This window comes from Nitrososphaera sp., assembly GCF_037447015.1.
GTDB lineage: Archaea > Thermoproteota > Nitrososphaeria > Nitrososphaerales > Nitrososphaeraceae > Nitrososphaera.
Genome location: NZ_JBBIHK010000036.1, coordinates 1 through 19,983 on the forward strand (window position 1 = coordinate 1; position 19,983 = coordinate 19,983).

A 19,983-nucleotide genomic window follows, 5' to 3' on the forward strand; every position below is an offset into this window, starting at 1 on the left:
ACACGGGCGTCTACAGCGTCTGCTGCGCCATCCAGAACCTGTGGCTTGCGGCAAGGGCAGAAGGCGTAGGGGTGGGGTGGGTGAGCATCCTTGCAAACGAGGATCTGGAGAGGATACTGGGCATCCCTGCGCACGTCAAGCCGATCGCCTACCTGTGCCTTGGGTATGTGGAAGAGTTTGCAGCCAAGCCGGACCTCGAGAGGGCAGGCTGGCTGCCCCGGATGGACCTCTCGCAGGTAGTGTGCTATGAAAAATGGGGGGTGGTCAGCGCAAGCGACGGCACCGGCCCCGGCAAAAGCTGGGCGGGGCTTGCAAAGGCCGTAGGGCGGCTTGGGCAGGCTAACGGCAACAACAGCAACAGCAACAGCAACAGCGGCAACTAAGACAATATATACGCGGGCATGGGTTGTTTGATAATAATCCAGCGGGCAAAGGGGTTGAGCTCTAATCCGGGGGTGTGCAGGGCCGGCGGTGGCAATAATGGCAGCAGTAAGGAGGGCGGGGATACCGTCCCCGCTGCTGCAGCGGCGGCAGCCCTGCCTTTCAGCCTGTATTACCACGACATTGCAAGGTACCTTTTCATAGTACTCATCTTTGCCGGCCTGCTCTCTACGGGGTGGTTCGGCATACCGCTCCTGCCACGGTATTTCGTCGACCCGTCCGTTGACATTGTGGCAGACCTCTTTGTGCTCTTTTCAGGGCTTGGGGCCGTGTGGGGCATCATGGCGTACAGAGAGTTCACCAAGTCGTCGGCGGCGGTGATAGAGGCGCGCCTTGCCGCCCGCCGGCTCGACCCGATGATAGGCGACTACGAGTACAAGTCGTACAACCCCGTGACCAAAGAGTACGAGAACGGCTTTGTGCCGGCCGGCCCGGTGGATTTCTGGGACAAGGAGACGACGGTCCCGCCCTGGATGGACAAGGGCAAGTACTGGCACATATTGCTGTCGCTCCAGAGCCCGGGCCGGGAGATCCGCCTTCAGGTGGTGCGCGACAGGGACCTGCCTTTTGGTGAGGGGATGCGCAACGTGGCAGTCACACAAAAGGTGCCTGGCGAGCGCCGCTCATACGTTGTAAAAATACCGCAGTGGCTCGTCATGAACACCGAGCGCCAGCGGTTTGCAGACATGGACATTGAAAGCTCGGAGCTGAGCGCCCTGATAGCAGACGTCAACAAGAAAATTGTTGCAGCAACGGCGGAAGTGGCCGGCTGGGAGCGGCTGCGCGTGCGCTATCCGTACAGGTTCATGACGTTTGCGATATACCTGAACAAGAGCCTCCCGCTGAGGATCGTCTACCGCCAGGTCATCAGCAACTTTCCAGGAGCCAAGCAGCGCAAGGTAGACCAGACCAACGCCAGCCTGGCAAACGTGAGCGACGACGAGCTGGTGGAGGCGATAATAGAGCTTGCGCAAAAGAAAAAGATCCCGCCGGCGCGCATAGAGCACCTGCGGGCGCTGATAAAATTCCTGAAAACCGCCTACACGCGTATGGGCCTTGGCGAGGGCGCAAGCGAGTACCACAACCTGCACCACTCGCTTGAAGTGTCGTACGTGGCCATGCAGATGCTGCCCGAGGTGTTCCAAAAGTTCGCGTTTGGGCCTAAAGACTATGAGCTCATCCTTGTGGCCGGCCTCATACACGACTACGACCCCGGCCAGCCGCTTGCGGCAGAGCAGGGCAAGCCCAAGGGCCCAAGCGTCACAAGGACCATGGCCGAGATCCAGCGCACCAGGATAGTGGACGCCTATTTCACCATGAGCATTTCCGAGTTTGAGAACTATTTCCGCGAGTTCAAGCCGCCCTCGGCCATGGTCCCGCCGGAAGAGTACTCGACCACCCACCCGGAATACGTCAAGGACTGGACCCCAACCGAGAGCCTCATCGTGGAGGCACTTGTCTGGAGGACCGAGTTCCCGTACTTCAAGTCGGAAAAGGCGCAGGAGAGGTTCGAGTCGCTCCTTGCGCAGATAAAGGACGATGGCAAGGTCAGGCTCATGGGCGAGGTGCTGTGGCTTGCAGACCTTTCAGTGACGTACATGGGCTCAGACCCGGTCAGGGCGTGGGACAGGGTCAACAACCTCTACGACGAGCTATATCTGCCCAAGCTGGAGGCGGTGTCAAGGACAGACGCCTTTTTCGCCGACTTTGCAGATCTGCCCCTATACAGGGAGCTGCTGTCGCAAAAGAGCTTCCCGCCAATCTTCCGCCAGCGGTGGAACCTGATATACCAGTTCTTCCACGAGGGCAACCCTTCGACGCCGCTCAACCGCACGATAGAGACTGCGCGCAAGCTGTATTCCAAGGTGAACGTGGAGCTTGGCATGCGCAGGGGCGAGATGCTGCAGGTGATGGCTTCTGACAACTGGTCCGAGTATTTTATAGGCATTGGCAAGGACCAGAGCGAGGTGATGAAGGCCAAGTCTCGCCTGTCAGAGCTTGACCCGCAGAACGCGTCTGCATTCTGGGGCGACGAACGCAAGCTCCTGCCTTCCCTTGCCGACAGGTCGATAGACAACCTGCTCATTGTCATGCCGAAGGCGTCCATGCGCGGCGACGAGGGGTGGGTCTTTCCGGTGGCGGCAAGGAAACTTTTGCCGGGAGGCAAGGTCAAGATCCTGACAGACGTTGACGTGAAAAAAGAGGCGGACAAGCTGGTCGCGGCTGCCGAGCAGGCAGGGTTCGTCCTTGAGGATGGGGGTGCATCAGCAGCAACAAAAACGACGACAGCAGCCGCCGGCAACAAGCCGTACTTTCCAAAGGACTGGAACGACCCCGACTTTGCCAGCAAGCCGCACGTGGTCGTCTTTGCGCTCAAAAGGCAGCAGGGCGCGCAAAAGCCACCGGCGGCGACGAACGGTTAAATTAGCCGGCGGGGGCGTCAAAATCCGTATTACGCGGGCTCGTAGCTCAGCATGGACAGAGCGAACGCCTCCTAAGCGTTAGGTCGTGGGTTCGAATCCCACCGGGCCCGTTCTATTTCATTCTTTCGGTATGCCCGGACGCTGCGCACACCTGTGTAGATCAGATATGCGCCTGCATATAACAATGAAACCTGTATAACCCCGGAACACCAAGCAAGCATTGCTCAAATGATGACCTGTTATCCAAGGGAGCAAATCAAAGCAATGACCATCACCTTACGACGGTCTGATGAGTTAATTTTCGCAAAAGGGCTGCAACTGCAGACAGCGCATAATAATGCGTCCAAGCATTTCACACCCTGCTGACGCCTGCAAAAAGCATCCTGTGCAGCTGATCCAGTATGCGGGCAGTCGCGCCCCATATCACGTTCCCGTTGTATTCAAACCTGTATGCGTTCTTGGAAAAGCGGAAATGCTCCGTGTCAGGCCGCCTTGTGCCAAGCGTCTCGACCAGCGGCACGTCCAGTATCTCTGCCACTTCTGTGGCTTGCACGCGCACCTGCGGCAGCATGTCCTGCACCGTGACAAACGGCACGATAAAATGGTTCGAAGTCATGGTTCTCACCGGCTCAAGCGAGCCCAGCACGTCTGACTGCTTGAAGGCGATGCCGACCTCCTCTTCTGTCTCGCGAAGTGCCGTGTCCATCAGGCTCTTGTCGTCGCCCTGCGCAAACCTGCCGCCTGGGAACGAGATCTCGCCCCCGTGCGAGCGCAGGCCCGCGCCCCTCTTTGTCAGAAACACGTGTGGCCTTTGGTCATGGTAGTGTATGATGACGAGCACCGCGGCAGGGACGGCAGAAGAAGGCGAAACGTCGAGCGCGCTGTACGGCCTCCTGGCCAGTACGCCTGCCAGCACCTGCAACAGCTCGTCCTTGCGCACCGCCATTCCTTATGCGGAAGCAGGTTAAATTCTGTTTTGGCACTGTTTAATAATGCCTGTACACGCCCAACTGCCGTTGAAGCCGGCGCCGACGTACGAGCTGAACCCGCCCAAGATAGCCCCGAGCGGGCGCTTTGACCGCCGGGCGCTGGCCTCGGACATGGGCGAGTTCCTTGGCCGCTCGGCCCGGTTGGAGGGGCTTGCCGGCGGCATACACGTCACAGACTCGGTGCTTGGCGTGCCCCGCGTGTCCAGCATCACCGCTGCCTCCATGATAAAAAAGAAGTCAAACGGACTGAAACTTTCGTGCAGCCTGCGCACCAGCGACAGGAACGCGATAACGCTCTGCCAGGCGGCCGCAGACGCGGTGATGGCCGGAATCGACAGCCTGCTGGTGCTGCTTGGCGACGCGCCCACTGACGGCCGCGACTCGGGGCTCAAGCCGTCTGCGGCTGTTCGGATGCTGCAGGAACTTGGCTTTGACAAAAGGATCAAGCTCGACCTGTCGTTTCCTGCCCGCGTCCCGGACAAGGATTCGCCTGCGATACGGGCCAAGCTTGAAGCCCGGCCGCATGCGTTTGTCACGCAGTCGATCTCGTCGCTGTCCGACCTTGGCGGCATCGTCGACATCGCCCGGCCGTATGGTATCAAGGTAATAGCCTGCATAATGGTGCCGGCAGTAAAGAACGCAAAATCGGCGCAGATGATAGGGCTCGACTGGTCGGGGTACGAGAAAGAGCCAGTCGACTTTGTGAAACAGGCCGGCAGGATAGTGGGCGCAGGCGGCGGAGTCCTGCTCACGTCGCCAAACAGCTTCCAGTCAGGCCTGGAGCTTTTGCAAGAGCTCAGCCGCTGCCGCCGCTGATGATGTTGTCGTCGCCCTTGCGGTCGGCCGAGATCTCTGTCTTGAGCTCGTCGAGCACCTGCCTCTGGAACGGCCGCAGGCCCTCGTCCTCCGGCAGACGCGGCCTGCGGTAGTCTATCATGATCTCTTTTTTTATCGTGCCCGGCCTCTTTGTAAAGACGACCACCTTGTCGCCAAGGCACACCGACTCGGTTATGTTGTGCGTTATGAACACTATGGTCTTTTTGGTGCGGGCCCAGATCAGCTGCAGCTCGACAAGCAGCAGGTCGCGTGTCTGGCTGTCAAGCGCCGCAAAGGGCTCGTCCATCAGCAGCACTTCGGGGTCGATGGCAAGGGCCCGCGCTATTGCGACGCGCTGCTTCATGCCGCCGGACAGCTGGTAGGTGTAGGCGTCTGCAAATTTGGTGAGCTGCATCATGTCCAGGTACTTTGTGGCGATCTCGTGCCGCTTTTTCTTCTCGACGCCCTTGACCATGAGCCCGAACTCGACGTTGTCTATGACCTTGAGCCATGGAAAGAGCGCGTTTTCCTGGAATACCATTATCCTGTCCGGGCCTGTCTCGGTGACGGGCCTGCCGTCGAGGATCACCTCGCCCTCGCTTGGCCTGTCAAGGCCGGCAAGTATGTTCAAAAGAGTGGTCTTGCCGCAGCCAGACGGCCCCACAAAACAGACAAACTGGCCGTCCTCTATCGACAGGCTGACATCGTGCACCGCCCCCATTACTTCCTGCTGCTGCGACGCCTGGCCGCCACCCCGGGCGGGCGAGAAATACTTGCTTATCTTTCTTGCTTCAAGCTTGGCCGTTTCTCTCCTCACCTCAGGTCGCTCAGGTCGCCGTACTGCTTCATCTTTTTGCTGCGCACCCTGTCCACTATGGCTACCGCCACGCCTGCCACCAGCACTATAATGCCGCCGTAGAGGATAAAGCTTGCAGCAATGTCGGTAGGCTGCTGCTCGTTAAAATACACCAGCGCGCCCAGCTCGCCCTCCTGCGCCGGGTTTGTGATCGAAAGGGTGTAGTTTCCTACCGCGGGGGCCTCTATCACCCCGCCCTTGAGCGCGCTGTCTGCCTGAACCTGCGCCATGGTCTCGTTTGCCGGCCCCACGATGGTTATCGTCGGGAGCCTGCTGCTGCCACTACTGACATCTGTGGCATTGTCCTCAAGCTGCGAAAACAGCACCGTGTAGAGGGCCTGGCCGGTGGTTATCCTGCGCTTTACCTCCAGCTTTTCGCCGGGCGCAATCCTGTATTCCTGCCCGTTCTTGTCAGCCGTTATCTGCGGCGCCACGTAGAGCGTAGCCATGATAAAGCTGATGATGATCGTGGCCCCGCCTGCGATGAGCAAAATCGGGCCTCTGCCGAGCCGCAATTCAGCTTCAACATAATGCTGCGCTGATATAATCTTATCAAACTCTGGTTCTATAACAACCGCCCGTCCGTCCGGCCTCTTTCTCTTGCCCTAGAGACCGTGCAGCTTTTTCAGCGAGGCAAGGAACTCTCTGTCCGACCGCGCCCCTGCCTTCATGCGGGCAAGGCCCTTGGCGTCCCTGCCCACCAGGTACCTGAACTCGGGGTCGTCTGCAACCGCCGCCGTGACGACTGCATCGGCCACTTCCTGCGCGGGGATCGCATTTTCAACCAGGGGCGCAGCTGCTGCAAACATCTTTTGTATGAACGGTGCGTACGGCGAGCCGGGATCCTGCGTATTTTTGGCGACGACGCCTGCGCCGGCAAAATTGGTCTTGATCATGCCCGGCTCGACAAGAACTACTCTGATGCCAAAAGGCTCGAGCTCAAACGCCATCGTCTCCGAGAGCCCTTCTACTGCAAACTTGGTGCTGCAGTAGGCAGGCGAGCCGGGGAACCCGACCCTGCCACCTATGGAGGAGATGTTGATTATCTTTCCTCCGCCACCCTCTTGCTTCCTCATAGCCGGCAGCACCGCCTGCGTCACGCGCACGAGGCCGAAAAAGTTGGTTTCAAACTGAGCCTTTAGCTCCTCCATCGACAGCTCCTCGACTGGTCCAAAGAGGCCGTAGCCGGCGTTGTTTACAAGCACGTCTATTCTTCCATTCTCTTTCATTATCGTGTCGACTGCCTGCCTGACGGACTGGTCGCTTGTAACGTCCAACTGCAGAACGTGCAGCCGCGTCCCCTCTGCCTCTCTTTTGATCCTCTCGCCCTTGCGCACGTCCCTCATGGTTGCATACGTTTCAAAGCCGCTCCTTGCAAGCGCAAGCGCGGTTTCAAAACCGATGCCGCTAGAGCTCCCTGTGACGAGTGCAACCTTTTCCTCCTTCATGGCATCGTTAGCGCAAAGGCAGTACTTAACGATGGCAGTAGCTGCCGGGCTACCGGTGCTGCGCCACTTACTGCTGCATCAGAGGACGAAGTATTCTGCCTGCGGGTGGTGAACCACTATGGCTGCCGTGGACTGGTCGGGCACTATCTGCCCCGACTCGGTCAGCGTCATGCCCGACTTGTCCGGCTCGATCAGCTGCCAGACTAGCCGGTGCTGCATCACGTCGGGGCAGCTAGGGTAGCCCCAGCTGTAGCGCAGGCCCCTCTTTTCTCCGATGCCAAGCTCCATGCGTATGCGGGCGTTGACCCACTCTGCCATCGCCTCGGCAGTCTCGACGGCAAGCCCGTGCAAATAGTAGGCGTCTGCGTAGCGGTCCTCTCTGCTGTTCCACTTCTCGATAACTTCTGTGGCCTTGGCGCCGACCGTGACAGCCTGGAAGGCCACCACGTCGTCTGCACCGAAATAGTCTGTCAGGCACAGGTGCTTTTCTCTGGAAGACCTTGGGAACTCGAACACTACTTGTTGTTGCTCTCCGCCGCCAGGCGCGTCTACCGCCAGCCTGCCCACCGGCCCGCCCTCTCCTGGCGCCAGATTGTGGCAGCGGAAGTACCCATAGACTGCCTGCGGCTCGAACAGCTGCTCGTCGAGCACCCTCTGCGTCCACTCTGCGAACAGCTTTTCCGGGTCGTGCTCGCCGGCGCTCTTGCCCCTGACCCCCCACTGGAGCACAAATAGCGACTTTTTGCTGATGTGCTTCCAGACCTCGCGCAGATCCAGGTCTTTTGGCCCAAGCCTCACCGGCCTGCCTATGTGCGGAGGCACCGGCGGCGTGACCGGCGAAATTCCGCTGTGGGGCAGCAGCTGCTGATCCGCAGCGGCTGCGGCAGGAACGTTCTCCTTCTCTGTCCACTTTTCCAGCCTGCTCCTCCAGTCGGCCACGAATTTCTCACGCTCCTGCTGCTGAGGCGACGTGAGCATGTTCATCGCCTTGAGGCCGTCAAACGCGGTCTTGCAGTAGAACACTCCTGGAGAGTAGATGCCTCCCTCCTTTGCTATCCTGTTGATATAGTTGCTGTTTATCGCCGCGCCCCCGCACAGAACCGGGACGCCGAGGTTGTTGCTGCGGGCGTGCTCCACGAAATACTGCATCTGCTTTGACGTTGAGACGAGGAGGGCCGAGAGCCCGACAGCGTCCGGCCTGACCTCTTCTATCTTTTCCAGTATCTTTTGCAGCGGCACCTGCTTGCCAAGGTCGTAGACGGTGTAGCCGTTGTTTGCAAATATCGTCTTGACCAGGTTCTTGCCGATGTCGTGCACGTCGCCATACACTGTGCACAGCACGAGCTTGCCCTTGCTGACGCCCTCCTGCTTGATGAGGTATTTTTCAAGCTCTGCGACTGCGGCCTTCATGCACTCGGCCGATTTCAGGACAAATGGCAGTATCAGCTCGCCTGCTCCAAACCTGTCGCCGACCTCCTTCATGGCCGGTAGCAGCACTTCGTTGAGCGTCTGGACCGCAGCTTCGTGCGCCTGCTCTTTTGTCGCGCCCTCTATCCTGCCTTCGCGTACGGCAGAGCCGGGTATCCTGCTTGCTATTGCCTGCACGACGTCTGCTTCTGTGCCCTCTTTCAGCCTGTTCACTATGCGGAAGTGGCATTTTTTGTCCGGATCCCATGAAGGGTCGACTTCGACGCGCCTGCCCGTACCACTCTGCTGCGCCGCCTTGGTCTTTTCAAAGTAGGCGATGAGGTCTGCCAGCGCGCCGGGATGCCTGTTGAATATGAGGTCTTCTGCCAGCTTTTTCTGCTCGTCGTCGATGGCCGGATACGCAATGATGTCGCGGGGGTTGATTATGACGGTGTCAAGCCCCGCCTTGATCGCATGGTACAAAAACACGGAATTGACCACCTTGCGAGCGGCGGGGGGCAGGCCAAAGCTGACGTTTGAGAGGCCGAGCGTGGTAAACGAGTCTGGGAACCTCTGTTTCACGAGCCTTATTCCCTCAAGCGTGTGCTTGGCCGAGTCAGCAAACTCGGCCTCCCCTGTCGCAAGGGTGAACGTGAGGACGTCGAATATGAACTGCCACGGCTCCAGGCCGTATTTCTTGGCGCCCGTGTCAAACAGCAGCTGCGCAGTCTCTACTTTTTCCTGAGCAGTCTTGGCCATCCCGCCCGGCCCGATGCACATGGCGACTGCAGGCAGGCCGTATCTGGCCATCAGGGGGGCAAGCGCATGGAACCTGCTTCCGTCGCCTTCGAGGTTGATAGAGTTGATTATCGGCCTGCCAGGTATCTGCTCAACTGCCGCCTCTATCACCTTGGGGTCGGTCGAGTCTATGACGAGGGGCGCCTCTACCTCCAGGCTCAGGCGCTTGACCAGCTTTCTCATGAATTCCAGCTCGTCGGAGCGTTCCGTGGTTGCGACGCACACATCCAAGCAGTGCGCCCCGTCTTCCACCTGCGCCCTTGCAAGCTCGACAAGCCCGTCCAGGTCGTCGTTGAGGACGAGCTCTTTGGCCTTTTTAGAGCCCTGCGTGTTCAGCCGCTCGCCTATTATCAGTGGCGGGGGCTCCTGCCTTATGTCGACTGCCTTTAGGGCAGAGCTGACCCTGGGCGTCTTTCTGCTCTTTTCTCCTCCTCCTGCTGCCGCCGTCGTTGAGCCTGATGATGGCACTAGATGTTCAACTCCCGACTGCTATAATATTACTATAGCTATGTGCTAGCTGTCGACGACCTTTCTCAGCCGGGCAATGTGCGCCGGCGTCGTCCCGCAGCAGCCGCCTATCATCCGGACGTTCGGGTAATTTCTCACAAACTCGGCCATCTTCTCTGCGATCTCGTCTGGCCCCATCCTGTATATCGCCTTGCCGCCCTCGTTGTGGGGCATCCCTGCGTTTGGCATCACAAGTATAGGCAGCTCCTGCTGCTCTGCAAGCCACCTCACCGACGGCGCCATCTCCACCGGCCCTGTCGAGCAGTTGAGCCCGAAAAAGTCGATGCCCATGCCGCTCACCGTCGTGTAGGCGGCCTGCACGCTTGTCCCAAGCAGCATCTTGCCGTACTGGTCAAGTGTCACGTTTGCTATCACCGGCACCTTTTTGCCTGTCTTTTCCATGGCCTGGTGGCACCCCTCTATCGCCAGCTTGACCTCAAGAATGTCCTGGCTCGTCTCTATCAGCAGGGCGTCGACTCCGCCCAGTATGAGGCCCTCTGCCTGCAGCGCAAACGCCTGTCGTATCTCGTCGAGGGGCTTTTGGCCGAGGTCCGGGTCGTTTGAGCTTGGCAGAAAGCCGGTCGGCCCCATCGAGCCTATGACGTACCTGTTGTCTCCAAACTCGTCTGCGACCTCCCTTGCAAGCTGCGCCGCCTTTCTGTTGAATTCGACTGTGTCCTTGCCGTAGCCGTACTCGTCCAGCTTTAGCTTGTTAGAGCCAAACGTGTTTGTCTCGATGCAGTCTGCCCCCGCCTCCAGGTAACTCCTGTGTATGCTTTTTATCCAGTCCGGCCGGGTCAGGATGAGGCCGTCGTTAAAGCCGTCCTTGCCGTCGGGGAAATCCTCTGGCCTGGGGTTCCGCTTTTGTATCTCGGTGCCCATGGCGCCGTCGAACAGAAGGACGCGCCTTTTGGCGGCCTCGACAAAAGGCTCTTTCACGCCATTAAATGGGCACGTTCAAGTTTAATACCTTTGTATGACTGGCGTGTGAAATTCTCTTGACACTGCGCTTCTAAACCGTACGCGCCGACCGCGGAGACTAGATATGATGAGCGCAATAGTCCAAGAGGCGCCCTCCACCGGGACGGTAGCGATACCGCAAAAGGAGCAGGCAACAACAATAACCGTGGGCAACAGCACGATACAGCCACACGTCCTCCTTGTTGGCAAGAAATACGCGGTGGACTATATTGCGCCTGCGCTCTTTCGGCTCGGCCAGTTTGGCGAGCTGCTCATCAGGGCAAAAGGCAGCCTCAGCATAGTGACCGCAGTCAACGTCGCCGAGATGGTCAAAAGGGACGTCCCCGGCCTTGAAACGAGGCCGATAAGGGTAGGGACAGAAGAGATATTGATCGACGGCACTACGCGCCGCGTCTCGTTCATAGAGATACACCTTGCCAAGCCCGTCCCACAGGCCCGGCTGCCCGTCGCTGTAAAGGCAGCAGACATTGATGTCGTCGTCGCCACAGCAGCACCTGCGACAGTCTGGCCAGAACCCGCAGCGGTAGTAGCGGCTGCTCTCGCAGAGCCGCCGGCATCATTACCCTTGCCGCTGCCTTCGCCGGCAGAAAAACTGGCAGAGGCTGCTGCAAAATCAAAGAGGATAAGGAAAAAGGCTTCTTCGTCTGCCACTACTACTACTGCTGCCGCAAAGAAAAAGACGGCCGCTGCAGCAACGACTAGGAAAAGGGCGACACGCAAAAAGGCGTCGCCATCATCATCGTCCTCTTCCACCTGAACCCTGTCTGCATAACGCTCAATAGGTAAAATCTGCTATGTACCATGTGGAGACCGGCAGCACAGGCGCACCCCTGCACCCTTTTGCAAAGATGGCGATGACCTATATGGGCCTGATGGCCGCAGTCGCCGTGCTGAGCCTCATCTTTTATTCTGTCAGCGTGCTGGATGGGATAAAAGGCCCCCTCACGCAGCTGGCCGGCGCAAGCTATGCCGCCATGATCATAGTACCGGCACTTGCCATCGCAGGATTGGCAAAGGGCCTGAGGATAGGGGCGTATCTGGCGTTTGCCGCCCTTGCCCTCTCTGTGCTGATCCTGCTGGCGTTTACCTGGAACCCTGACATCAGGTGGAACGTCCTGATCCCTGTCCTTGTGCCGCACGCTGCTGTCGGCGCGCTGCTTGCCAGGTCGCTTCCCACTCTGCGGACCCTATTTGACCCTGCCGCCGCCAAACACTGAAAGTATGCTGGTACCAATCATGCCTGCCGTGTATGCGTTCTGAAGCTCGGCAAACCCCGGCACGAAATGGAGCGCAAAGAACGCGCCAAGCCCGGCTATCGAGCCGTACTCGGTTATCTTTTTCAGCGTGGTCCTTTCGCTGTTAAAGGGCGCGAGCATCATGCCAAAGATCCACGTGCCAAAGAGCCATATCATCACCCTCGTGGCGACCAGCTGCGGCGCCGTGAACGCCACTGCCAGGTACATACCGGTCACTATCAGGTCTGCCTTCATCATGTTGGCAAACACCTTGTTGAACGACTTGATCCTGACGACGTACCTGCCAAACACTATGCCCATGAGCGCGATTGCGGCGGCGCTCCCGCCCACGTAGGCGGCGTCAGGCCCGCAAGTAAATAGCGTGCCGGGGTTGACGTTCCCGCAAAAGACCTGTGTCGCCACGGTGGCCATGAGGAACGTCTTGGCTATCATGCTGGCCGCAAATATGAGCGCCTTGTGGTCCGCCTCTATGGGCCTGGTCCTTGGCGACGTGGGCATGGCATGATCTCTCTCTCGTTTCTTGTGTGCCTGCGACGGCTACTTAAGGCTATGGAGAAGCGCGCGACATGGTCCTTGGGAACAGCACCGTGTCTTTGATGTCCTGCACGTCTGTTATCCACCGCACCAGGCGCTCTATGCCAAGGCCAAAGCCGCCGTGGGGGACAGAGCCGTACCTGCGCAGGTCAAGGTACCACTCGTAAGCGTTTGGGTCGAGGCCCTCCTTTTGCATCCTGGCGGTGATGGAATTGATGTCGTCCTCCCTCTGCCCGCCCGAAGTTATCTCGCCAAACCCCCTTGGCGCAAGCATGTCCGCCGTCAGGCCGAGTCCCGGCCTGTCAGGGTCTTCCTTTACGTAGAACGGCTTGACTGCAAGCGGGTAGCCGACCACGAAAATAGGCCTGTCCGCGTCCTTTGTCAGTTCGCGCTCTGATTCTATCGACAGGTCGTCTCCAAACTCGATTGCGCGCTTGGCGCCGTCTTCATGCACCACTGATTGGAAGCCCCTTGCCCGCAGAATCTCGATGGCCTTGCCGTAGGGCACGCGCTCAAACGGTGGCTCTACCTTTTTGAGGTCTGTCACGTCCCTCTTTAGGAAGGCGAGCTCTTCTGCCCTTTCTTTTATCGTGTTCTGTATCACGTACGACACCAGCTGCTCCTCTGCCTTCAGTATGTCGTCGAGCGTGAACCAGGGGGCCTCTGCCTCGAGGTGGGAAAACTCGGCAAGGTGCCTGACCGTCCTGGATTTTTCCGCCCTGAACGAGGGGGCGAGGCTCCAAACGGGGCCAAGCGAAAATATCATGGCTTCCAGGTACAGCTGGGCGGACTGCGACAGGTAGGCGTCCTCGTCAAAGTAGCGCAGCTTGAACAGTGTGGAGCCGCCCTCCACTGCCCCCTTGACTATGGTTGGCGCAGTCACTTCCATCCAGCCGTTTTGTACGAACCACTGCCTGCCATGCTGGAGGACCGACGCCCTGATCTTTGTTATGGCTATCATCCTGCGGGTCCTGAGCGCAAGGTGGCGCTTGTCCAGGAGCAGTTCGTCGCTCTGGTACTCGCCTATTGGGTATTCGGCTGCAATGTTGTATATTTTCAGATTGCTGCATTTTATCTCAAAGCCGCCTTCAGGCGCCCGTGCGTCCTGGCTCACGGTGCCGGTAACCTCTATCGAAGACTCTATTGTGAGGGGAGCGGCCTTGTCTGCGGACATGACGCACTGGATCACGCCTCCCCTGTCGTCGCGCAGGAGCACGAACGCGTTCTCTTTTTGCTTGCGCAGCCTGTGCACCCACCCGCGGACCGTAACTTCCTTGCCTGCAAGTTCCGGCGACTTGACCTCGTTTGCGCGCATGGCAGACTAGCTGACGTGCGCCAGATTATAAAAGCCTAAGTAAGTAGGTAACAAAAAACGTCCTTTTTTCGTGACTGCCCGCAGCAGGGGAGGACTTGCGACCAGAAAAGGGAAAGAAGCGGCGGTCAGGCGGTAAGCCTGCCTTCTCCTGCTGCCTTCCTTCCCCTGACAAAGAACGCCACCGCGACTCCTCCAAAGATCGCACCCAGCACCCCGATAAAGGCCCACATCTGGCCGGCGTCGATAGAGATCATGGAAGTGCCCGACCCTCCGTTTGGATTGTCCCGGGCAATCTCGACGCGCCTTGCCGCAAGTATGTTGTGCTCGTTGCACTCTGCCCTTGGGATGCTGTACTTTTCGCACTCGGCCAGCTGCTCGTCGGTTGCATCCGCAGTCGGGTTGCCCCCTACGCCGTACTGCGCATACGACGCCTGGATGATGGAGGGGCTGGCTGCAAGCAGCAGCGCAAAGAGCCCTGCCGCAAGGGTGGAAAGAGAAGAGGGAGCCATCTTCCTGCCGTTGTTGTTGCTGCCGCCGTGGTAGTGGTTGTTCCCGTTTTCGTAGTCCATGTGCAGGTTATCGCAGGCGCCCTGAATAACCCTGCGTTCCGGACAGTTCCAAGGCGGCCTGTCCTTGATCTAGAACAGACCCCCTTTCGCACCTGTACCTGGCGACGATATATGCGATAAAGCCGACCGCAAGCGAGCCGACAAGCGTCATGGCAGCCGCAAGGTCGGCTGAGGCGTGGGGCGCCCAGCCCATTCCGCCGTCGGCCACCTTTTGCCGCGACATGGCAAGCGACTCTTCAAGCGTGATCTGGCTGCTACTACTACTGCCGCTCTCCTGCGGGACGTTATTGTAATAGTCAGCCTGCAGCGGCGACGACGACGGGGACAGTGGCATAAAGGCATGTTCTGATGCCGCGTACTGGGACAGGAACACCGCCCCTGCCGCAAATACCCCCAGACCTGCAATCCCCGGCAACAGCATGATCCATAGCGGCTGCTGCCGCCGCCAAAGCCCCTCCTCCTCCTGTCCTTGCTCTGGCATTCTCTTCCTGTCTTTTGCATGCCCTGCCAAAGCCCCTCCTCCGCCTGCCTTCCACATCCTGCGGGCCTCAAGCCACAGGACAGCGGCAGCAGCGGCAGGCACTGCGACCCCGTAGGCGGTTATGCCGCTACTGCCGGCGTTGAATACGACATACAGCACCGCAACGGCAGAAAAGGCTGCGGCATAGAAGGCAAGCCTTGGCACAGAGAACCTGCCCACGCTGACGTACGCCTCAAGGGCCCTTGCCTTTTTCGCCTTCCTTGCCAGAGACACCCTGCCGTACCTGTCGCGGGTCACAAGGCCCATGGCTGCCAGCTTGTCCACCTGGTACTCGGCTACGCTCGGGCTGGAAAGCCCAAGGTCGCGCTGGATCTGCCGTATCCCGCTCGGCATCCCTGCTCCCCTCCGCTGCAAATAGAGATACACCTGCAGCGCCCTGCCTTGCAGCTCCTCTTCTCCGGCAGCCCCCGCCCCCTCTCTGTTAGCGTCCCCCTGCATGTGCCATACTAGGCGCAAGGGCGATTTAAGGAGCGCCCTTTACTGCATACCTGTTCTGATGTCAGAACACACGTTATATCCCCCCTGCGCGCAACCGTAAACCGTGGTCGGGAAGGACTGGGAGCGCCTCGAAAGGAAAAAGGTGTACGAGGCGCGGGACGGCAATACCGTCTACATGGAGCTCTACCAGGACAGGGTGAGGGCGCCAAGCGGAAAGGAATTGACATACACGTTCTACCATGCGACAGATGTCGCAATAGTCGTCCCATTCATCGACAAAAAGCGACTTGTGATGATCAGGCAGTATCGCTATCCGCTGGAAAAGGTGATGCTCGAGTTCCCTGCCGGCCACGTGGAGGAAGGAGAGAGCCCGCTTGTTACCGCCCGGCGGGAGCTGAAGGAGGAGACAGGCTATGCCGCAAAAAAGATAGAGCACGTCTATTCGTATCACCCGTCCGTCAGCAAGTCTAGGCAGGTGGTGCACGTCTTTAGGGCGACGGGGCTAGAGGATGGCGACACCCGGCACGACGCCACGGAGGAGATCAAGGTCGAGACGGTGAGCGTCGCGGCGCTCCGCAGGATGATAGGGGAGGGCAAGGTCGAAAACGCCGGAACGCTCATCGGGTACCTGCTGTGCTGTGCCGGCGGTGGCGGCGGTGGGGGAAAAATAAAGATAAGAAGCGGCAAGAGCCGCAGCAAGATAAAGAAGAAGGAAGGAAAAAGGAGTAGTAGGTAGACAGGCCATGAAAAAAAATGCCCCCGCAACAACGCACACTCATACTAACGACACCATGAAGGCAATGGTGCTGGACAGGCTTGCGCCAATAGAGACGCGGCCGCTGAGGTTTGCAGAAATCAAAAGGCCGCAGCCGAAAAAAAAGGGCGAACTTTTGATAGAGATAGAGGCATGTGGCGTGTGCCGGTCCAACCTGCACCTGATAGAGGGCGACTGGGAGCAGTACGGCTCGCCCTCAACCCTGCCGATAGTGCCGGGGCACGAGGTAGTCGGCGTGGTGAGGAGAAAGGCCGGAGGCGTCACGGCCACGACGGCGACAAGTGTGCGGGAAGGCGACAGGGTCGGCATACAGCCGCTCTACAGCTCGTGCCTGAAATGCGAGTACTGCATGTCCGGCAAGGAACACCTGTGCGACAGCGCCGAGATAACAGGCGAGTCTGTGCAGGGCGGCTATGCCGAATACATCGTTGCAGACGAAAGGTTCGTGACGCCGATCCCTGACAGCATCGACTCGGCGCACGCCGCCCCGCTGTTCTGCCCAGGCATAACCGCATACAAGGCCGTGCTGGCAAGCGAGCCGGCCCGGGGGCGCTCTGTTGGCATTTTCGGCGTCGGGGGCGTGGGGCACCTTGCCATCCAGATAGCCAAGATGTACGGTTCCCGCGTGGTGGGCGTCTCTCGCGCAAAGCGTCACCTTGACCTTGCCGTCCGGCTTGGAGCAGACAATGCTGTGGCGTACCAGGAGTCCCCTGAGCAGTTTATCAAGTCGCTAAAGAAGGAGGAAGGGGGGCGGCTGCTTGACAGCGCCATAGTGTTTGCGCCCTCTGAAGCTGCCATAGACGCGGCAGTCAAGTCCGTAAAAAAAGGCGGCACCGTGGTAGTGGGAGTCGTCGGCAACATACCGAGCTTCTCTGCATTTGAGGAAAAGACGATCAGGGGCACGGTCATCGGCTCCAGAAAGGACATGGCCGACCTGGTCAAGCTTGCCGCTGAAAAGCACCTGCAGGTGGTGATAGAGGAGCACAGGCTTTCGGAGGCAAACGACGTGCTTGCCCGGCTGAAAAAGTCAGAGGTAGAGGCACGGGCCGTCCTCGTCCCCTAGGACGGGAGCGGCGCTAGCAGAAGGATAAAGGCAAAGTAGACTGCCATGTTGGCCGCAGTTATCAGGCTGCCGACCTTGGCAAACTCGAAAAAGCTAAAGGCGCGCACGCCTCTGGACTCGGCGGCCTCGATGACTATGACGTTGCTTGCCGCGCCCAGGATCGTGAGGTTGCCTGCGATGGTGCTTGCCGCCGCCAGCATCATCCATTGCGCCACGTGCTGGCCGGTAAACCCTGCGTCGATCATCACAAAGTTGTACAGGGCGACGAAAGGCACGTTGCTCAGCACTTGGCTCAGAGACAGGCTTGCAGCGGCGATGATGCCAAGGCTCTGCGCCCTGTCCGACGGGTTGGGGTCGGGCAGCCATCCAGTTATCAGCGACACGGCCCCTGACGACCACATGGCCGAAGTCACGACAAACATGGCCCCGAAAAAGACGAGCACGGAATAGTCGACGCTCTTTAGGATCTGCGCGCGCTCGGTCGAGAGCGAGTACAGGGCGGCCGCTCCAAGCATCGCCACGACTGCAAGCCCGAGGTCTGCCACCCCCAGCATGTGCAGAACCTCTGAAACGACAAAACCTGCAAGGGTGGCAACCGTGATGTATATCGCAAGCCTGGTCTGGAACGAGTTTCTTACTGCTGCTGTTGCCGTTGTTGCCGCCGCCGTTTCTGTTGTCACCGCTTCTTTGCCGTCTCCTGCCGTCTCTTTGGAGGCAGCCCTATCAGGCGGCGGAGCCGCTGTAGCAAGCTCTTTTCTGAAGTACGCCTTTAGTATGATAAAAGTGACAAGCAGGTTTGCCGCAGTCGGCGCGCCCAGGTACGCAAGGAACGTGACAAACGGGAGCTTGATCCCGCTGTCTATTGCTATGAGCAGGTTCTGCGGGTTGCCTATGGGGGTGGCGACGCTGCCTACAGTGATGCCAAAGGCAAGCGCAAGCAGGAGCACCTGCGGCCTTATCCCTGAATGCCTGGCCACATAGACTGCAAGCGGTATCCCAAGGAGTGCTATCGTGTCGTTTACAAGAAAGGCGGCAAGGGCCCCCATGCCGACAACAAAGACCATCAGGAGCTGCGCCGGCGTCTTTGCCCTTGCCAGCATCTTTGCCGCCACAAGCTGGAGCACGCCTGCCCTTTCAAGTGCCGACACAAGGCTGAACATGCCAAACAGAAAGGCGATTACCTGGAGGTTGACTGCGGCAAACGCGTCGGGCACGCTTGTGACCTGCAGGCCGATCATGAGGGCGGCGCCTGCCGTCATGGCCACCCATATCGGGACGCCAAAGCGCCGCCGCCCGATTATCAGGACATAGACTAGGACAAACACTGCAAGGGCAGCATACTCTAACATGGGGGTGGCAGCACAAGAGGGGCCGCCGGCCGGGGCTTTATTCATTGTGCTACTTGCTTTTTGTCCTCCTCCCCCCCCCTTCTACATGCATTTGGCCTGCCATGCGAATGCATTTTCTCTCTTACTCTGCACAGTCTAAAAACTTGGGCTGTACGTGCTGCACGTTAGCGTCATAATTAATGGATGGAGAACCGGCCTCCCGGAAGCGTAATCTATCACAATCCTGCCGATGCCGGTTCCATCTGTGTCGCAACAGGAGATTGTATCAGAATTTCCCTCTGCTACGGTTTTAAACGATAGGACCGGATATTTGCTAGATTGTGGAAGGCAGGACTGGCCCTGGGAATAGTCGCGGCGGCTATATTCGTGCCTGCCCTGATCTGGAACAATAACAATAATGTTGATGATGATGATAATAATAGCAACAGCCACGGCCCGCAGCAGGCCGTGTCAGGCGGCTCATCTTCTTCTCCTCCTCAACCGCCGCCCTCTTCATCAACATCTGGCGGGGGAAAGCCGCAAGAACAACAACCTGCCGCAGGCCCCTCAAAGGTGGACCACGACAAGATGGGGATATTCTTCCCGCTCTTTATGCCGCCTGGCAAGATATGGGATGAAATGCTGCAGTACCGCAACGAGCACCCTACCGTCCCGTGGATGGTCGCAATAAACCCGGACAACGGGCCGGGCAGGGCGCCGCAAAAGATCTACTCTGAAAACATCGAATACATGAAGCAGCACGACATCCGGGTGCTCGGCTACGTGTCGACCTTCTGGGCCGGCCAGCCGATAGAGCAGGCCAAGCACGACATCAAAGCCTATAAGGACTTTTACGATCTCGACGGCATATTCCTCGACGAGATGTCAAACGACGCCAACTATGTCAACTATTACCGTCAGCTTGCGGCGTACGCCAAGTCGCTTGGGCTGAACTACGTGGTGGGCAACACTGGCACCGACGCAGCGCCGGCGTACGTGGGAGTGGTGGACAACATCGTGATATCGGAAGGGTACGGCGTGCCGGACCTGAGCCGGCTGGCGGGCTGGCACGTCGAGCACGACAAGAGCAACTTTTCCTACATCGCCCACACCCAGACCACGATCGACAGGTCGTACGTCGCGACGTCGAAGGATTTCGTCTCCTACATCTTTATCACCGACGACTATATGCCAAACCCGTACGACGAGTTCCCTTCCCACTTTGACGAGCTCCTGCAGTTGCTCGACCCGGGCAGCAATGGCCGCCTGCACAACGTGGTCGTCAAGAGCGTCAACCTGTCAAACAGCCAGCCCGTCAACGGCACACTAAAGATATCGCAGGGCAGCAGCGTCGAGGCAAGCGGCCTTGGGTGGATAACCCACGTGGGGAAGGAGGGCGACACCTACACGGTGACTGCCCACGACAACCGCAACTATGTCTTTTACCACTGGGAAGACGGCAGCAGGTCAAAGCAGAGGACAGTCAAGCTGGGCGATA

19 protein-coding genes and 1 tRNA gene are annotated in these 19,983 nt (G+C 58.8%); 9 read left to right on the forward strand and 11 right to left on the reverse strand.

The features are described 5' to 3' along the window. The 3 genes from WKI84_RS10710 to WKI84_RS10720 form a co-directional block, all read left to right on the forward strand. A partial coding sequence (locus WKI84_RS10710; RefSeq protein ID WP_337863546.1) for a nitroreductase family protein occupies positions 1-383 on the forward strand: 383 nt, incomplete at its 5' end. A 54-nt stretch (positions 384-437) separates the two neighbouring features. Next, the gene (locus WKI84_RS10715) at positions 438-2,864 is read left to right on the forward strand and encodes an HD domain-containing protein (protein WP_337863547.1); all 2,427 of its coding nucleotides are present in this window, start codon (positions 438-440) and stop codon (positions 2,862-2,864) included. 35 nt (positions 2,865-2,899) lie between these two features. Further along, positions 2,900-2,974, forward strand: a tRNA-Arg gene (locus WKI84_RS10720). Positions 2,975-3,216: 242 nt separating this feature from the next. Here WKI84_RS10720 and WKI84_RS10725 read toward each other — a convergent pair. Next, entirely contained in the window at positions 3,217-3,810 is a 594-nt protein-coding gene (locus WKI84_RS10725) for a CoA pyrophosphatase (protein WP_337863548.1), read from the reverse strand. Positions 3,811-3,880: 70 nt separating this feature from the next. On the opposite strand from WKI84_RS10725, the gene WKI84_RS10730 reads away from it, so the two are divergent. Continuing rightward, positions 3,881-4,669, forward strand: a complete 789-nt coding sequence (locus tag WKI84_RS10730) for a hypothetical protein (protein ID WP_337863549.1) — start codon at positions 3,881-3,883, stop codon at positions 4,667-4,669. Here the strand turns inward: WKI84_RS10730 and WKI84_RS10735 are convergent. The 5 genes from WKI84_RS10735 to WKI84_RS10755 all read right to left on the reverse strand — a co-directional run bounded on the left by WKI84_RS10735 (position 4,650) and on the right by WKI84_RS10755 (position 10,624). Then, the gene (locus WKI84_RS10735) at positions 4,650-5,486 is read right to left on the reverse strand and encodes an ABC transporter ATP-binding protein (protein ID WP_337863550.1); all 837 of its coding nucleotides are present in this window, start codon (positions 5,484-5,486) and stop codon (positions 4,650-4,652) included. The two genes, WKI84_RS10730 and WKI84_RS10735, sit on opposite strands and share 20 nt — an antisense overlap. Then, a complete protein-coding gene (locus WKI84_RS10740) occupies positions 5,483-6,040 on the reverse strand; it encodes a hypothetical protein (RefSeq protein ID WP_337863551.1) in 558 nt (185 codons plus the stop codon). The genes WKI84_RS10735 and WKI84_RS10740 overlap by 4 nt, the downstream gene beginning before the upstream one ends. A 90-nt stretch (positions 6,041-6,130) precedes the next feature. Continuing rightward, positions 6,131-6,973 carry an SDR family oxidoreductase gene (locus WKI84_RS10745; RefSeq protein WP_337863552.1) on the reverse strand — a complete coding sequence of 281 codons (843 nt, stop codon included), beginning with the start codon at positions 6,971-6,973 and terminating at the stop codon, positions 6,131-6,133. Positions 6,974-7,051: 78 nt separating this feature from the next. Next, positions 7,052-9,646, reverse strand: a complete 2,595-nt coding sequence (locus tag WKI84_RS10750; RefSeq protein WP_337863553.1) for a dihydropteroate synthase — start codon at positions 9,644-9,646, stop codon at positions 7,052-7,054. A 45-nt stretch (positions 9,647-9,691) separates the two neighbouring features. After that, positions 9,692-10,624, reverse strand: coding sequence for a homocysteine S-methyltransferase family protein (locus WKI84_RS10755; protein WP_337863554.1), 933 nt, complete (start codon positions 10,622-10,624; stop codon positions 9,692-9,694). A 106-nt stretch (positions 10,625-10,730) separates the two neighbouring features. Here WKI84_RS10755 and WKI84_RS10760 point away from each other — a divergent pair, with 106 nt between their 5' ends. Then, positions 10,731-11,423, forward strand: coding sequence for a hypothetical protein (locus WKI84_RS10760; protein WP_337863555.1), 693 nt, complete (start codon positions 10,731-10,733; stop codon positions 11,421-11,423). 91 nt (positions 11,424-11,514) lie between these two features. Further along, positions 11,515-11,883 (forward strand): hypothetical protein, encoded by a 369-nt coding sequence (locus WKI84_RS10765; RefSeq protein WP_337863556.1) that lies wholly within the window; start codon positions 11,515-11,517, stop codon positions 11,881-11,883. On the opposite strand, the gene WKI84_RS10770 is transcribed toward WKI84_RS10765, so the two are convergent. From WKI84_RS10770 to WKI84_RS10785, 4 genes are all read right to left on the reverse strand, one after another. Then, positions 11,854-12,420 (reverse strand): hypothetical protein, encoded by a 567-nt coding sequence (locus WKI84_RS10770; RefSeq protein WP_337863557.1) that lies wholly within the window; start codon positions 12,418-12,420, stop codon positions 11,854-11,856. The genes WKI84_RS10765 and WKI84_RS10770 overlap by 30 nt on opposite strands. A gap of 49 nt (positions 12,421-12,469) precedes the next feature. Beyond that, entirely contained in the window at positions 12,470-13,771 is a 1,302-nt protein-coding gene (gene asnS / locus WKI84_RS10775; protein WP_337863558.1) for an asparagine--tRNA ligase, read from the reverse strand. 125 nt (positions 13,772-13,896) lie between these two features. Then, the gene (locus WKI84_RS10780; RefSeq protein WP_337863559.1) at positions 13,897-14,340 is read right to left on the reverse strand and encodes a hypothetical protein; all 444 of its coding nucleotides are present in this window, start codon (positions 14,338-14,340) and stop codon (positions 13,897-13,899) included. Positions 14,341-14,347: 7 nt separating this feature from the next. After that, positions 14,348-15,319 carry a hypothetical protein gene (locus WKI84_RS10785; protein WP_337863560.1) on the reverse strand — a complete coding sequence of 324 codons (972 nt, stop codon included), beginning with the start codon at positions 15,317-15,319 and terminating at the stop codon, positions 14,348-14,350. Positions 15,320-15,422: 103 nt separating this feature from the next. On the opposite strand from WKI84_RS10785, the gene WKI84_RS10790 reads away from it, so the two are divergent. Then, on the forward strand, positions 15,423-16,055 hold the full coding sequence (locus tag WKI84_RS10790) for an NUDIX hydrolase (protein WP_337863561.1): 633 nt from the start codon (positions 15,423-15,425) through the stop codon (positions 16,053-16,055). A gap of 7 nt (positions 16,056-16,062) precedes the next feature. Next, on the forward strand, positions 16,063-17,157 hold the full coding sequence (locus WKI84_RS10795; protein ID WP_337863562.1) for an alcohol dehydrogenase catalytic domain-containing protein: 1,095 nt from the start codon (positions 16,063-16,065) through the stop codon (positions 17,155-17,157). Here the strand turns inward: WKI84_RS10795 and WKI84_RS10800 are convergent. Then, the gene (locus tag WKI84_RS10800) at positions 17,154-18,506 is read right to left on the reverse strand and encodes an SLC13 family permease (protein ID WP_337863563.1); all 1,353 of its coding nucleotides are present in this window, start codon (positions 18,504-18,506) and stop codon (positions 17,154-17,156) included. The genes WKI84_RS10795 and WKI84_RS10800 overlap by 4 nt on opposite strands. Before the next feature lie 318 nt (positions 18,507-18,824). Between WKI84_RS10800 and WKI84_RS10805 the strand changes: the two genes are divergently transcribed. After that, a partial coding sequence (locus WKI84_RS10805) for a spherulation-specific family 4 protein (RefSeq protein WP_337863564.1) occupies positions 18,825-19,983 on the forward strand: 1,159 nt, incomplete at its 3' end.